Below are 15,545 nucleotides of genomic sequence, written 5' to 3'. Positions count from 1 at the left end.
CAAATTACCTGTCCTGCTTGAAAGTGTTTAGAGATTTCGCATTACTAACATATTTGACGCATCCCACATTGATAATTATCCTTAAAGTCCATTGAACTTTCTCATGGGATTTTAAGTTATCTTTATCAACTCTTTATCGTGTAATTTTTCATGTCCCCAAACAAAGTACTATAGTAAATATTAATAATCATAATTTTTTAACAGTTAAAACTACAACACAAGGCTTCTATAAACATCTAAATAACTAGGTATTTGCTGTTTATCTATATCATCTATTAGTTGTTTCACGTATTTTATCAGCATGAGTAAAATAATTCCTGCCCTCAGCATTCAGAACTTTAGCTGTTATTATGACACTCAAAAAATCATTGAAGACGTGTCAATGGATCTTCCTCAAAATAAAATCATAGCAATTATGGGGCCTAGTGGTTGTGGGAAGTCTACTTTTTTGAAATCTCTCAATCGCATGAGTGAATTAGAAGGAGAAGTGCGGGTTGAAGGAAAAGTAGAATTTTTCGGACAAAATATTTATGGTCGTCGTGTCAACCTAACTCGGCTACGTCGTCAAATTAGTATTATCTATGCTAGAGCGAATCTTTTTCCCATGAGCATTTACGATAATGTTGCTTATGGGGTGAAAGTAATCGGATGGCATCCCAAAGTAGAATTAGATGAGATTGTCGAGTTAGCACTCAAATCTGCTAATCTCTGGGAAGAAGTCAAAAATAAACTCTATAAATCTGCTTTAGAATTATCTTTTGGACAACAACAAAGGTTGTGTATCGCTCGTGCTTTAGCCGTCAAGCCGCAAATTCTCCTGATAGATGAACTGTGTGCTGGACTTGATCCTATGTCTACTTTAAAAATTGAAGAACTCATCGAATGTTTGCGTTCTGAATTAACAATTGTCTTTGTCTCTCATAACATCCAACAAGTTGCTCGCTTATCAGATTTCACAGCTTTATTTCACTACAACGAAAATCATATTGGACAATTACTAGAATTTGCTCCGACAAAGAAACTTGTCACTAATATCAGTGATTACCGTAGTCGTAATTATGTTTCTGCGCGTTTCCGTTGAACTATATTTAGGTGAACTATATTTAGGGCTTGCTGATAGCGTGGCATATGACTCCTACGTTGTCACTTAAGCTATAGCCATATAACCTCAAACCTTGATTAATTAATGGATTAAAAGGTAATAAATCTAGATAACATGAATACTCAAACACTTTTTCACATTTAAGATTATTCTGACTTCTTTCTAACTCCCCTTCCTGACTCCTGCTATATAACTGCATAAAGGAGTCAATAACAGGAATGTTGTATTGACCGAAAAATTTTAGATTTTGGATTTTAGATTTTGGATTGGGAATTTTCGGTACAAGCCCCTTCAGGGCGGAATTAATCCAAAATACTCGCTGCGCTGCATACGCTGCACTAACGCCAATTGAAAATCCTCAAGCTACACACTTTAGGGTGGAGTAAATCCAAAATCCAAAATCGTAAATCCAAAATTGATTGACTCCAATATTTGGCTAAGATGATCTGATTAGCTAGAAAGCCTGTACTGAAGGTATTGCTAATTGACGCTTCTAGCAGCATCTTGCTATCAAAACAAAAATGAACGCGCTAGGAAAAAGCTGGCTATAGATTTAGCGTCTACAGGTTGTCCCTCTAGAATTGCTGTTTCTAGTTCTTCCGGGGTGAAAAATACTATTTCGATATCTTCATCTTCTTCTGGTGGGGGAGGTGTCTCCAGCTTTTCTAAATCTCTAGCCAAGAAAGCATGGATAATTTCATCGGAATAGCCAGGAGCTAGGAAAAATTCTCCTAGTTTATCCCATTTGTGAGCGCGGTATCCTGTTTCTTCCTCAATTTCTCTCTGCACCGTCTCTAAGGGATCTTCATTTGGTTCGAGAGTACCGGCTGGAAATTCTAACAACCTTCCCTGAACGGTAAAACGATATTGGCGCACAAGCATCAGTCTGCCATCTGCTGTAACGGGTAAAGCTAGAGCGCCACCTGGATGACGAATACACTCCCATTCCCCTTCAGATTTGTTGGGTAAACGCAAGCGGTTAACTTCAAAATCAAATTTGCGGCCTTTGTGGAACAAACGTTGCTTGAGTAGCTGTGGTAATTCTCTACCTAGTGGCATAGTTAAATTATTTTGTCTGTAGATACACAGAATATATACGGGGGCGCTTTAGTTAAATCAGGGTTCTTCCGCCTTGAACGATGGTAATTTTAATTTACCCTCATTACATAAATGTACATCATAAGTGTCCACTTCTTTGAGTAAATCTTGAATGACACGCCCAGAAACTGGTTCTATCCAGTTGGGGGCAATTTCTGCCAGTGGGACTAATACAAAAGCTCGTTTATGCATCCCAGGATGGGGGATCTGGAGATTTGGTTGGTTTAATATCAAATTATCATACAACAACAAATCTAAATCTAAGGTTCGTGGACCCCAATGTTGCTGACGCACACGCCCAAATTTTTGTTCAATTGCTAACAAAGTTGCTAATAACGTTTGAGGTAGCATTTCTACTTGTAATATGGCACAACCATTCAAATAATCTGGTTGAGGCGGTCCTATAGCTTTGGTTCTATACCAACTGGATTTTGCTTCTACGATAATACCTGGGGTTTGAGCTAAAGTCTCTAGAGTTGCGTCTAAAATTTTTTGGGGATCACCCATGTTACTACCCAGAGCGATCGCACTTTTCTTGGAGATGTTAGGCGATCGCATCCATGTTTTGCCCGTACTCATTTGCCGTAAAACTCTCTCTAGATAGCTGGGACTAGATTTGAATCTATATGTCTCAGAGGTTTTCAATGGTTTTAATGTTCCGCAGGATTATTAAAAAATACTGTTTTGGGTTTCCAGAAATTAATTGTATTAACAGGTTTGGAAAGAACAATATCTTACACTGAATTAAATTAATTATTTATGAGATATTATACTAACAACAAAGTAGTGTGCTAACCCCAAATCCTTTCATGGTAGTTAGGTGGCAATTACTGGATGACAATTAACAAATCTAAGTAGCTCTGATAAGGAGAAACTGCTCTTGCCGCTTGGGAATCATCACAAAAACGAGAAGTCCACACATAACAACTTACCAATGACTATGCTGGTGAAGGCGAAGCAGTTACTGAACCAGATGACGAGTAGATCATCTGTGATGGTTGCCAGAATTGGTAGGAGCGATAAACCTTTTTATCGTCGTTTGTGGTTTTGGACAGGTTTAGGTGTCGGTGGGGGGATTGTGGCCTTCAATTACGGGCTGGGAACAATAGATAGTTCTTTGCCAGATAAAGCCAAACTAAACGCGGTGCTGCGAGAGCAAACACTGACTATTAAAGCTGGAGATGGGACTGTTCTCCAACAGCAAGGAGAAGCGACTAGGGAACAGTTAAAGCTAAAACAAATACCAGATAACTTAAAGAAAGCTTTTATCGCTTCAGAAGACAGAAGATTTGAGCAACATCAAGGGGTAGATGCTCAAGGTATTCTCAGAGCAGTTGTGAATAATGTGCGATCGCAAAATGTGGTAGAAGGTGGTAGTACCATCACCCAACAGGTAGCGCGAATTCTCTTCCTCACCCAAGAACGGACAATCTGGCGCAAACTCAAAGAAGTCCGTCTAGCTCAAAAAATGGAGCGAGAATTAACCAAAGATGAGATTTTAGAGCGTTACCTCAATTTGGTTTATTTGGGTTCTGGAGCCTACGGTGTAGGAGATGCTGCCTGGGTGTACTTTAGTAAAACGGTAGATCAACTGACCTTGTCAGAAATAGCAACCATCGCCGGACTTGCCCCTGCTCCCAACGTTTACGCCCCAGATAAGAATCCCAAAGCAGCAATAGAAAGGCGAAATCAGGTATTGCAGCGGATGCAGGAAGATCAAGTAATTACCCCAGCCGAGCAACAAACTGCACTGCAAGAACCACTTACAGTTAACAGTAATTTACCCAAGCGCTTCCAAGTCGAGTTCCCCTACTTTACTATCTACGTTCAGCAGGAATTACCCAAGTATATTTCAGCCGATTTATTAGCAGCAGGAGGGTTAGTAGTAGAAACTAGCTTAAATCCAACCTGGCAAAAAGCAGCAGAAGCGGCAGTTGCCAAAACTTTAAAAAATCAAGGTCGCTGGGAAAACTTTAAAGAAGCAGCTTTAGTAGCCATAGATCCCCGTAATGGAGAAATCCAGGCGATGGTGGGTGGTAAGGACTTTAGTAACAACCAGTTTAATCGTGTAACTCAGGCACAGCGTCAACCAGGATCGACATTTAAGGGATTTGTCTACGCTGCTGCGATCGCTACAGGTAAAAATCCCTATGACAGTTATCTAGATGCACCTTTAGTAGTAGATGGTTATGAACCGAAAAACTACAGTGAAAAATTCTACGGCTGGATGAACCTCAGAGATGCCCTCACTCGCTCTATCAACACAATTGCAGTCAAAGTATTAATAGACGTAGGATATGAGCCAACGATTAAACTTGCCCAGGATATGGGCATTAAATCAGAACTTAAGCCTACTTACTCTTTAGCTCTTGGCTCCAATGAAGTTAATCTCCTCGAATTAACAAGTGCTTACGGTTCCTTTGCTACCCAAGGATTACATACAGATGTGCATGGTATTCGTCGCATCCTTAACCGACAGGGTGAAGTCATCTGGTCTGCTGATTTCCAGCCTAAACAGTCATTAGATACTGATAGTGCTACCATTATGACCTGGATGCTACGCAACGTAGTCAGAAACGGTACTGGTGCTGCTGCTCAATTAAATGATAGACAGGTTGCTGGCAAAACTGGTACCTCTGACGAATCTCGTGATTTGTGGTTTATTGGCTACATTCCCCAATTAGTCACAGGGGTTTGGCTTGGTAACGATAATAACCGTCCGACCTATGGTAGCAGTAGTAGTGCTGCTTATACCTGGCATGAATTTATGGAAAAGGCAGTAGAGGGAATGTCAGTAGAAAAATTCCCTGAACGACCTAAATTAGAAGGACGCAAAGCGACGATTAAAGCCCAACCCATAAAACCGAAAAAAATTATCAATCGCTCAATCTCTGATCATGATGAAAAATCAGATAATAGCAGAAATGATGATTCATCAAGTAGACGCAGAAGCAGGAATACCCAAGTAGAAGAGCAACAATCAAACCATACCCCAAGACGTAGAAGACGTTACAAACAACAACAAGAAGATACCACATCAAGAAAGCGGCGTTCTCAAGAATCAAGTGGTAATTCTTCTTCAGGATCATCTCGCTCACGACGGCGAAATAGCGGTTCAGAGTCAGGTTCTTCCCGTTCCTCTGCGCCTGCAAGCCGTGGCTCCTCTGAATCTTCTTCACCTAAAGGTTCTTGGCGGGAGAGACTCAAACCCAGTTCATCTGCTGAATAATTATTAAAAAAAGATTGGCCAGGCGGGAGAAAAATCAATACATCTTTCTCCCTAACCATCTTGTTTTTTATTTCTCAAATCACAAGTGTTTCAACCTAGTGGGGGATGTAGGTGATACGCTCGTTTTATACTTTGTTAAGAAGCGCAACCTACACTAGGAGAATTTACTCATGAATTTATTACTTCAAACAGCAGCGCCAGCCGCAGCAGAACCACATTTTCCATTAGCTTTTACATTGGTGTATGTAGTTGGTTTTATTGCTGCTGTCACCATCGGTTCGATTGCTTGGTACAACTCGAAACGTCCCGCCGGTTGGGAAAGCAAAGATCGTCCTGATTTTGTACCCAAAATTGATAAAGAGTAACAGGAGGCAGGAGGCGGGGCGCAGGTGAGAAGAGTTTTCCCCCTTGCTCCCTGCGCCCTTTCCTCTTAAGAGTCCCCTAATTTTGAACATCAACCCAACGACGGTAAAGCTTTTGAATTTGTTTAAGCAGTGGGGTGTAAACTGGTTGCGTGGATTCATGCGACTTGCTTAGTTCCTGCAATGTAGTTAGCAGCTTGGCTTCTTCAATTGCTACCTCACCGTCGCTGTAAATCAAGCCACTAATAGCTTCAATCAGATTTTCGCAATCTTCCAAGCTAGGGCGATCGCCTAAATACTCACTTACCCACTGGTAGCACTCTTTGGGCTGTACGGAAACTAATTCATACAGCCAAGGCTTAATCTCTGGATCATTAGCCAAGCCTTTAGCCTGAGCTATTTCGCGCAGATATTGCCGTTCTTCCGGTTGGATTCTGCCATCAATCCAAGCGGCTCCAATCAGGATTTTAACTAAGTTTTTGACATGAGAATTATTAACCATTGCTGCCTCCTCTAGTAGATTCGGACCTCCACCAAATCGTACAATCGTTAGCAGTATTCACTCGGAATTATTGGTTTTTCTTAAGCGCACCATGAAAAAGCCATCCATGTCTTGTTGATGAGGCCAAACTTTGAGCCAGCCTGGCGGTGTACTATAGGTAGCAGTTAAATCCTGACAGGGAAGCTCAATTTGCCAATGAGGATGATCAGCCAAAAACCGGGAAATTACTTCTTCATTCTCAGCGGGATGTAATGTACAGGTTGCATAAACCAATACCCCATTATCCTTGACAAATTTCGAGGTATGTGATAGCAATTTTGTTTGCAGTAGGGAAAGTTGCTGGATAGATTCTGGTGTTTGTCGCCAACGCGCATCAGCATGACGATGCATAGTTCCCAAACCGGAGCAAGGAACATCTAGTAATACACGGTCAGCTTGATTGTAAAATTGGGGTAAATTGCAACTATCACCAGTGGATATCTCAATAGATTGTAAATTCAGCCGTCGAGCATTGTCTTGGAGTTTACGAAGACGGGAAGCAGTCTTGTCACACGCCCAAATCTTGCCCTTATCTCCCATTAATTCAGCGATATGGGTTGTTTTACCTCCTGGTGCAGCACAAGCATCAATCACCACTTCACCCGGTTTAGGATCTAGTAAATGACCAACTAATTGGGCGCTACTATCTTGAATAGTCCACCAACCTTCACGGAATCCAGGTAAATTTTGAATTGGGCCATTACTACCAATTAATCGTAAAGCTTGGGGTAAATGGGGAATGGGTTTGACTAGAACACCAGCAGATTTAAAAGCTGATTCTACCTCTTCTAAGGAACTGCGAAGGATGTTTACACGCAAGTCAATAGTTGGAGTTTGATTCATCCATACACAGAGTTTTTCTATTTCTGCAAAACCCAATTGTGCTAACCAGACTTCAATTATCCAGTCAGGAAAACTGTATAAAATACCCAACCTTTCTACCGGATTTTCGGGTAATTTTAACGGTTCTGATGTTTTTTCTACAAGCCGCAAATACTGGCGTAACAGACCATTTATAAAACCAGTTAAACCAGTTAAACCGTTTTCTTTTGCTAACTCAACGGTGGTATTGACAGCAGCAGAAGGGGGGATTTTTTCTTGATAACGCAGTTGATAAAAACCGAGATGTAAGATTGTGCGGAGGTCTGGTGGTTGTTGCTGGGCTTTTTTTGTGGCGATTTGGTCAATGAGAGTATCTAGGGTGCGTTGTCTTCTGACACAGCCATAGACTAATTCTGTTGTTAAACGGCGATCCCTACGGAGCGTTTCGTTATCGCTATCCGGTAACTTAAACTTTTGTAGCGCTCGGTCTAAAGCAACATCAGCATAAGCACCTTTATGAACCTCTTTTAAGGCAATAAACGCTACTTGACGGGGGTTGGTCATCGAATTAGTTAATAATAACTATAATTATGTACTCAGGCTGAATTAAAAAACATCAGTCACTGTATCGCCAAACTTTGGATTGTTGGCAGTTCATGACTGATGAAGAATTAGAAGCATTCAGTAGTGCTGTAAAGCACTGTTCTGATGACAGTTTAATTGTAGGGTGGATGTAGCCTGGGAGAGCAGTTTATTTTTCGTGTTCTTGTTGATGATTGATGGTATTATCTGCTTCCAATAACCGTGACATAAACACATCTGGTTTTCTGCTGATAACAGATACAACTTTATCAATAGCGACTACTTCGCTAATTTTTACGACCATTTCCCATAAAGTATCTTCTTCTGTCTCCTTGTTATGAGTTCTGTGTTTAAACCACAACAAATCATCACAAACCCTAATAATTTTTGTGAAATACCATTTATCTCGTATTAGTAACCATATTTCTTGCTCTACGTAGGTTTGTAGAATAGATTTCATAATAGGTTAGATAATGAAAAGTTATTGCGCTACATAGTATGCTGCTATTAAAGAATGATGCAATAGTAGATTCACGAGAGTATAGAGTATGTTATAATACTTTAATTAATAATGTCTAAAAACTTTTGCCATCTTGTATTAGACTAAACATTTATTTTCACCAGTTGGGCAACAGCCGTTGCTAAAGCATCTGGTTCTACTGGTTTGGATATGTGCATTTGAAAACCTGCGGCAATTGCCTGTTGTTGGTCAAATTCTCCAGCATATGCTGTTAGAGCGATTGCCTTCGGCATAAATTCGCTGACTGCTGGAATTCGGTCACTTACTTCTGACGACCAAGCCCTAATTTTTCTTAACAATTCATAGCCATCCATTTTTGGCATTCCAATATCACTAACTAAAACATCTGGCTGAGACTGTGCAAAAACTTCTAGTGCTTCAAATCCTGATGCAACCGTGGTAACTTCAGCCCCATACAGTTCCAGCACAAAGACAATAAAATCCCGTGAATCAGCATCATCATCCACAACTAAAATTTTAGTACCACTTAAATTACAAGATACATTTTGTGGTTTTTTCTCTGTGAGCATCTCTGATTGAGAAGATATTAAAGGGATTCTGACAATAAAGGTTGCTCCCTGTCCTTCACCTGCACTATTAGCCTCAACAGTTCCACCGTGTAACTCTACTAACTGCCGGACAATTGCTAATCCCAAACCTAGTCCACCAAATTTTCTGGTGATTGAACTATCTTCTTGACGGAAATGCTCAAATATATGTGGTAAAAAGTCTGGACTAATACCTTTACCCATATCACTGACTGTGATTTGAGCCATTGAAGCAAATTGCTCTAGGCGGATTTCCACTCGCCCGCCTTGGGGTGTAAACTTAACAGCATTAGATAAAAGATTCCAGACAATTTGTTGCAAGCGTGCCGGATCACCTGCAACTTGCCCTATATTCGCTTCTATTTGGGTTTGAATTGCAATTTCTTTAACAGAGGCTGCCAAACTTACCGTATCTAATGCGGCAGAAATTACAGTTGCCAAATTAACTGTAGAAACATTCAGAGTGAGTTTACCTCGGAGAATGCGAGACACATCCAGTAAATCTTCAATCAGGTCAACCTGTAATTTGGCATTACGCTCAATACTGTTCAAGGCTTCATCAGTCTTGGCTTTGTCAAGTTTGCCGGTTTTCAAAAGCCTAGCCCAACCCAAGATCGGATTGAGTGGGGTACGCAGTTCATGGGAGAGGACTGCAAGAAATTCATCTTTAATGCGATTTGCTTTTTCAGCTTCTTCACGAGCAGCAAGCTGTTGTTGCAGAACATTCCGCAAAGCTACCTCTACCCGCTTTTGGTCGTCAATATCAGTACAGGAGCCAAACCATTTGATAATCTGTCCCTTGCTATTATATAAAGGAAATGCTCGACCAAGATGCCAGCGATATTGCCCATCACTGCCACGACGAAAACGGTACTCAATTTGATAATATTTACCTGTGCGAACAGACTCAGTCCAATGATCCACACACATTTGCAAATCATCAGGGTGCAGTACAGGTTTCCAGCCCCAACCTTGAGTTTGTTCTAAAGTCATGCCCGTATACTCGCACCAACGCTGGTTATAGTACTCTAACCAACCATCTGGTCTAGCAGTCCAGAATATCTGCGGCATGGTATCTGCCAAAGTGCGGAAGTTTAACTCACTTTCTTGTAAAGCTTGCCTTGCTTGGATCTGGTCTGTAATGTCGGTATTAGTACCGTACCATTTAACAATCTGTCCATGTTGATCTCGCAAAGGACGTGCCTGTCCCAAAATCCAATGGTACTCCCCAGTTGCAGAGAGCATCCGAGTCTCTACCTCATATTTGCTGCCGGTTTGCACCGCTTGATTCCACACTTCTTTTACTTTTGGTAAGTCTTCGGGGTGAATAATTTGCTCCCAACTCTCAGCTTTAAGTTGTTCTACCGTTTTGCCTGTGAAATCGCACCACCGCTGGTTAAAATAATCTACCTGACCATTAGGTAAGGCTGTCCATACCTGTTGGGGAATAGTTTCTGTTATTAAACGTAATTGATATTCATTTTGTTGCAATGCTAATTGCGATCGCTGACGCTCAATTGCTACACCAGCCAGGTGAGATGCTCTCTCAATCAATTGCTGTTCTGATTCGTCAGGAGAGCGAACTGTGGGATAATACAGCGCAAAGGTTCCCAATACCTCGCCTTGACTGTCTAAAATAGGCGTAGACCAACAAGCTTTCAGGTGATTAGTCAGTGCCAAATCGCAGTATTTTTCCCATTTTATATCGTTGGCAATGTCGGATACAATCACTGTCTTTTTGGTATAAGCAGATGTGCCACAACTGCCTACTTCTGCACCCACGGGAACACCAAGCATTAATCCTTGAGTATATTTTTCTGGTAGGCTAGAACTGCCGATAGGATACAACTTTGTTCCAGAATCATCTAATAGCATAATGGAACAAAAAACTTGAGTTAACTGTGCCTCTAAGGACTGAACTAGGATTTTTAACACCTTGGAAAGGGAAGTACCAGTAGCAATCAGTTCCAAAATATGATTTTGCATGGATAAGAATGCTTTGGTGCAATTGTCTGAGGTAGTTTCTACAACTTGCTGTTCTAGCTTTTGCTTATTAGTTGGATTTTGGTCTCCGGTTGTTAATAGTTTTTTATTGCTTGTAATATCAGCATCACTCCTAGATTGCCGGAGTTTAATTTCTGTAATATCGGTAAATGTAGTAACAACTGCATAGGGAGAAGTTTTATTAGCTTGAAATAAAGGTTGGGAGTTGAGTAATAACCAAACTAGATTACCAGTTGGCTGATAAAGTCCCATGACAATGTTTTTACATGGTTTACCTGTTTGTAAAGTAACTAGACATGGATAATTTTCGGCTGTAAAAATTGACCCATCTTCATGAACAGTTTGCCAAGGAGGTTTAAAGGGAGTAGTTCCCAGCATTTGCTCATTTGTATATCCAAGTATTATCTCAGCAGCAGCATTACACGCTTGTATAGTGGTATCAGCAAGCTGAAAAATCATACCCTCGTCAGTGGAATTAATTTCCCATTTTTGTTGGGGTAATACTGTTAATTCGACAGCAGCTTGTTCCTGGAAATTATTTTTGTTTGACATTGGTATTTTTTAATGGTTTAAAAATTTTTTTGATATATATAGATAATTTTTTCATAAATTACTTATACTTACAGGCTCTTGCGAACAAGGAACTAAAAAAATAAGTGTGGAGGACGCAAATAACAGGTCAGACGATTTTCGGTTGATTCCACGGATAAATCTGGGGGCTTGTACTATCAAGGAATCATTTGTCAAAACAAGAGAGAGTTTGAGAGTTTGAGAGTTTTTTTAGTCATACCAATTTATTCCGAGTTTAACTAAAATTTGGCATCAAAGAAAAGTTAAATGGGAGAATACACGCAATATTTTCTTGATCATATGATGATGTAGGTGATAGGTAATAGATTTTTGGCGCACTGCTATATCACTATCATAGTTAATAGAAATTTCTTTTTTCTTTTGATTGCAAAATCTTAGTTACCACAGGGAAATTAAGTTGGCAGAACTAAACCTAACTATGTAAAAAAATTAACGCGGCTTAAACCTTCTTCCCTCCTGCCTCCTCACGCCCATTGACTTAAATTATTCCTAATAATAAATTAATTCTCAACCAACTGCTTTGCAAATTTTATCGCTTCTTCTACGGTGGAAACTTTACCCTCAGCTTGGGCTATAGCAATTTCACTCAAGATTTTTCCTATAAGTGGTGAAGCTGGAATATTTAGTGCTATAATCACTTCTTTGCCACTCACTAACGGTGAGGGGTGAGCTACCAAATCATCAGGGTTCAGGTAATGGTTGATTAAGGGTGCATAGACCCATAGCGGATTATCGCCGGATATCGCCTCTGCTAAAATATCATTTGCTAAGGTTAACGCGGTTGTACTAGTAAATACAACTCCCACGTCCTGAAACAAAAAATACTGTTCTCGTAGGGACAGATTAACTACTTTGAACTTTGGGAACAGTTTCAGGGCGGTTATGACAGCACGAATTTCTGCACGGCTATAGGTTAGTTCGTGTAGTTCTGTTTCTGCGATTTCAGGATTTGGGTGGACAAGACAAGCCAGTTTGGCAATACCTAACCAAGTAGTTTTGACCGTATCGCGCACACAATTTTGTAGTTCTTCTCCTAATTGTTGCCAGTTTTGAGAAATTAAAGCTGCTGCTTTGTCAACTGCGGCTAATTTTAATAAGCTTTCACGGGTGACATTTCTGAAGAATGTAGCTAGTAAACCGTCCTCCCACGCACTGGTTAGCCAAGGTGTACCTTGAGAATTTGCTAACAAATAACCTATTTCTACCCGGACTCGTTCGGCTGCAACTTTATTGATATCTGTTGCTAAGGTGCGAATAGTGTTTTGGGTATTGGCTTCGATTATAAACCCAAGTTGGGCTGCTTGACGATATGCCCGCATTAACCGCAAAGGATCGTCTTGAAGATTTTTGGGTGATATCATGCGTAAGATACCTGCTGTTATGTCTGCACAGCCTTGGAGAGGATCAATTATTTCTTGGGTATGGGGATGATAGGCGATCGCATTAATTGTAAAATCTCTTCTATGCAAATCAGTTATTAAACTATCTCCCTCCTGTTGGGCAAAATCGACTGTAGCATGGGGAAACACCACACGGGCAATTTTTCTTTCCGCATCTAAGAGAACAAAACCAGCTTGATAATAACGAGCGATATCACTGGCAACTTTCACCGCATCATCTGGGATAATAAAATCTAAATCTAAATATTCCCGACTTCTGCCCAAAATCGCATCTCTCACCGCACCACCGACCATGTAAGCATCTTGTGGCAAAAATTCCAGACTAAAAGGCCAATTTTCGGCAGCTAGAAGAGAAACGGCTAAATCATCCATTATATTCATTCCGTGAAATCCTTAAATCCGTTAAATCAAAGATCCTTCATTACGTGAAATCCTTAAATCCGTTAAATCAGTGATAAAGATCAACCCCGCAACTAATGCTTAACATTTCCGCGTAAGCTACATTAACTATAAAGCTTCTTGGAGTTGGTTCTATTATGTGTATTTGCGTGAATTGCCACTATGTAGACCGCTGTCTAACCTACAATGCCGTAGAAGCACAGCACCAACAGCCTCACTTGACCGAAACCCCAGATTTCGATCCCAATGAACCTTCTATCAATGTTAATATTCGCACAAAAGACGAAATCATTGAAATGGAATGGGATGTTGTCGGTTGTCTCAGTTTTAAAAAAGAAATGGGTAAATGGGCTAAATTGCGTCCTGGTGAATTAGTACCGACGTGAACTTTAAATTTTGGATTTGGGCAGCTTGCGACTTTGTAGAGGCGTTTCATGCAGCGGAAACTTCCCTCATGGTAACGTCTCCATAACATATGTGAAGTTTCGTTTTGTATTTTATGTATTTTAAAGTGGTAAAATTGTAAATTGTTAATTTCGCCAAAATTAACTTTTTCATATTCTCAAAATCTATATTTACTTTGATAACTCAATTAGCACATCTCCCAACCACAAAATACGCTTTAGCACTGCATACAACTACGCCCGAATTAGGTTTAGTAATTAGTAACTTTGCTGACGATACCCGCGCCAATGTTTGGAATTTAGGACGTGATGTATCCAGTTTCATACATCAATATTTAATAGACCTAATTAAACCCCAAACCTGGACAGATTTGGCCTTTATTGCCGTTGCTAAAGGCCCTGGTGGTTTTACAGGCAGTCGTATTGGGGTTGTTACTGCTCGCACTTTAGGACAACAGTTAGAAATTCCTGTATTTGCAGTTTCCACTTTAGCCGCTGTAGCTTGGACAGAGTTGGAGAAAAATCAACAATCAGAAGATGTTATGGCGGTGGAAATGCCAGCACAAAGGGGGCAAGTTTTCGGGGCTATTTATCAACCGGCTGCTGATCATTTGGGAATTACTGCTTTATTAGCAGATACAGTATTCACACCTGAAGCATGGCAGGAAACTTTAGCAAATTGGCATACTGAATATCAACTTATTAAAGCCACATCTGGTTTAGCTGCAACTGTTACAAGTATTTTAGAATTAGCTTATTTAGATTGGCAACAAGGTAAGCGTCCTGATTGGTCAGAGGCTTTACCCTATTATGGGCAGCATCCTGTAGATGTATAGCAATTCTATTTCAGAATACTCTAGAAGTGCGATCGATCTTGTCGTGAGTATAATAATAACCACTTAGTAAGCCGCTTAATATCTAATCTGCATATCTAAATTTCATAAAACTCTTGTGGGGTGGGCATCCTGCCCGCCCTAATTATACAAGTTGAATAAATAGATTTTTCAACAACTAATTTCGAGGATGATTATTAGTAGGATTATCTATATCTATGTCGTAAATAAACTTGGTTCTAATTTTATTTATCTTGCTACATTCAGCTAATATGCGAATAGCTTGTTCTAACTTTTGAGATGCTGGTTGATAACCAGAATTAAGAACCCATCTAACCATTTTAGGTAAATCAGGATTATCTTTTTTAAGCCATTGACAATATTCATCAACAGTAAGACTCCTTAAAAATTCAATATCTTGTTGTAATCTAGGTGAGCTTGAAGAGGAATAAGCATTCATTATATTTTTCAAAGCTGTATTAATATCTAATGTTTGGTGATATTCCTTAATTTTCTCGTTTAAAGATGCCTCCAAATCAGGATATTTAGTTAGTTTATTTCTAAAGGAAATTAAATCATCATAAGAATTCGGCTCTAAAATTTCAGTTAATATTTTCTCTAATAGAGGTTTTTTGTATTTGGAAATATCAAATTCCAATATTGATGTAAATTTTTCAATATCTTCAAATTGTGAAAGACTCAAATCAAGGTGATTATTTTCCAATAAAGTAATAATTCCATCAATAATATCTTGTTCATTATCTGCAAATGAGTTCCAGTATTTAAATCTGTAAAGATTATCGGCAAGTTCATCCAATTTCTTTAGAATTTGACTATTTTTCTCTCTTTTATTGAGAAAATTACCTTTGTCCTTAAATTTCGACTCAGTGGAATCAGATGATGGAGTATTCACCAGTTGACTTATCAATTCATCTAGTTGTTCTAGATTTCTATAACCCATCTCTTCTATTTTTTGCAGAAATTGTAATTTCTTTATAGAAGTTTTCTGATCTTCATCTCGATATTTTTCTTGATATTGTCGAATTTGTTGATCGTTGTAGGCTCGTGATAATATTATAGTATCAATAGGATCTATCCTGACGGGATGAT

13 protein-coding genes are annotated in these 15,545 nt (G+C 39.7%); 5 read left to right on the top strand and 8 right to left on the bottom strand.

The window, feature by feature from the left end:
- Window positions 1-301 precede the first annotated feature (301 nt).
- The gene (locus ACSQ6I_RS11590) at window positions 302-1,081 is read left to right on the top strand and encodes a phosphate ABC transporter ATP-binding protein (protein WP_438890489.1); all 780 of its coding nucleotides are present in this window, start codon (window positions 302-304) and stop codon (window positions 1,079-1,081) included.
- 531 nt (window positions 1,082-1,612) lie between these two features.
- On the opposite strand, the gene ACSQ6I_RS11585 is transcribed toward ACSQ6I_RS11590, so the two are convergent.
- Together ACSQ6I_RS11585 and folK are read right to left on the bottom strand one after the other, a co-directional pair.
- Entirely contained in the window at window positions 1,613-2,161 is a 549-nt protein-coding gene (locus ACSQ6I_RS11585) for an NUDIX hydrolase (RefSeq protein WP_438890488.1), read from the bottom strand.
- Between the two features lie 57 nt (window positions 2,162-2,218).
- The gene (gene folK, locus ACSQ6I_RS11580) at window positions 2,219-2,779 is read right to left on the bottom strand and encodes a 2-amino-4-hydroxy-6-hydroxymethyldihydropteridine diphosphokinase (protein ID WP_438890487.1); all 561 of its coding nucleotides are present in this window, start codon (window positions 2,777-2,779) and stop codon (window positions 2,219-2,221) included.
- Window positions 2,780-3,140: 361 nt separating this feature from the next.
- On the opposite strand from folK, the gene ACSQ6I_RS11575 reads away from it, so the two are divergent.
- A complete protein-coding gene (locus tag ACSQ6I_RS11575) occupies window positions 3,141-5,429 on the top strand; it encodes a transglycosylase domain-containing protein (RefSeq protein ID WP_438890685.1) in 2,289 nt (762 codons plus the stop codon).
- Between the two features lie 170 nt (window positions 5,430-5,599).
- Window positions 5,600-5,794 carry a photosystem II assembly protein Psb35 gene (psb35, locus tag ACSQ6I_RS11570; protein WP_438890486.1) on the top strand — a complete coding sequence of 65 codons (195 nt, stop codon included), beginning with the start codon at window positions 5,600-5,602 and terminating at the stop codon, window positions 5,792-5,794.
- Window positions 5,795-5,870: 76 nt separating this feature from the next.
- Here the strand turns inward: psb35 and ACSQ6I_RS11565 are convergent, their stop codons facing one another.
- The 5 genes from ACSQ6I_RS11565 to ACSQ6I_RS11545 all read right to left on the bottom strand — a co-directional run bounded on the left by ACSQ6I_RS11565 (window position 5,871) and on the right by ACSQ6I_RS11545 (window position 13,180).
- On the bottom strand, window positions 5,871-6,293 hold the full coding sequence (locus ACSQ6I_RS11565) for a TerB family tellurite resistance protein (protein ID WP_438890485.1): 423 nt from the start codon (window positions 6,291-6,293) through the stop codon (window positions 5,871-5,873).
- A gap of 57 nt (window positions 6,294-6,350) precedes the next feature.
- Window positions 6,351-7,718, bottom strand: a complete 1,368-nt coding sequence (locus ACSQ6I_RS11560; RefSeq protein ID WP_438890484.1) for a 16S rRNA (cytosine(967)-C(5))-methyltransferase — start codon at window positions 7,716-7,718, stop codon at window positions 6,351-6,353.
- 187 nt (window positions 7,719-7,905) lie between these two features.
- Complete coding sequence (locus ACSQ6I_RS11555; protein ID WP_438890483.1) at window positions 7,906-8,196, bottom strand: hypothetical protein; 291 nt, start codon at window positions 8,194-8,196, stop codon at window positions 7,906-7,908.
- A 143-nt stretch (window positions 8,197-8,339) separates the two neighbouring features.
- Window positions 8,340-11,360: a PAS domain S-box protein gene (locus ACSQ6I_RS11550; RefSeq protein ID WP_438890482.1), complete on the bottom strand. Its 3,021-nt coding sequence runs from the start codon at window positions 11,358-11,360 to the stop codon at window positions 8,340-8,342.
- Between the two features lie 539 nt (window positions 11,361-11,899).
- Entirely contained in the window at window positions 11,900-13,180 is a 1,281-nt protein-coding gene (locus ACSQ6I_RS11545; protein WP_438890481.1) for a CCA tRNA nucleotidyltransferase, read from the bottom strand.
- Between the two features lie 155 nt (window positions 13,181-13,335).
- Between ACSQ6I_RS11545 and ACSQ6I_RS11540 the strand changes: the two genes are divergently transcribed.
- Window positions 13,336-13,584 carry a Ycf34 family protein gene (locus tag ACSQ6I_RS11540; RefSeq protein WP_438890480.1) on the top strand — a complete coding sequence of 83 codons (249 nt, stop codon included), beginning with the start codon at window positions 13,336-13,338 and terminating at the stop codon, window positions 13,582-13,584.
- Window positions 13,585-13,778: 194 nt separating this feature from the next.
- Window positions 13,779-14,438 carry a tRNA (adenosine(37)-N6)-threonylcarbamoyltransferase complex dimerization subunit type 1 TsaB gene (gene tsaB / locus ACSQ6I_RS11535; RefSeq protein ID WP_438890479.1) on the top strand — a complete coding sequence of 220 codons (660 nt, stop codon included), beginning with the start codon at window positions 13,779-13,781 and terminating at the stop codon, window positions 14,436-14,438.
- A gap of 175 nt (window positions 14,439-14,613) precedes the next feature.
- Here tsaB and ACSQ6I_RS11530 read toward each other — a convergent pair.
- The coding region (locus ACSQ6I_RS11530; RefSeq protein WP_438890478.1) for a hypothetical protein at window positions 14,614-15,545 on the bottom strand (932 nt) is incomplete at its 5' end.

Origin of the sequence: Anabaena sp. WFMT (genome assembly GCF_051781005.1) — a bacterium.
In the GTDB taxonomy this organism is placed as follows: Bacteria; Cyanobacteriota; Cyanobacteriia; order Cyanobacteriales; family Nostocaceae; genus Anabaena.
This window is presented reverse-complemented; position numbering and strand designations above follow the sequence as displayed.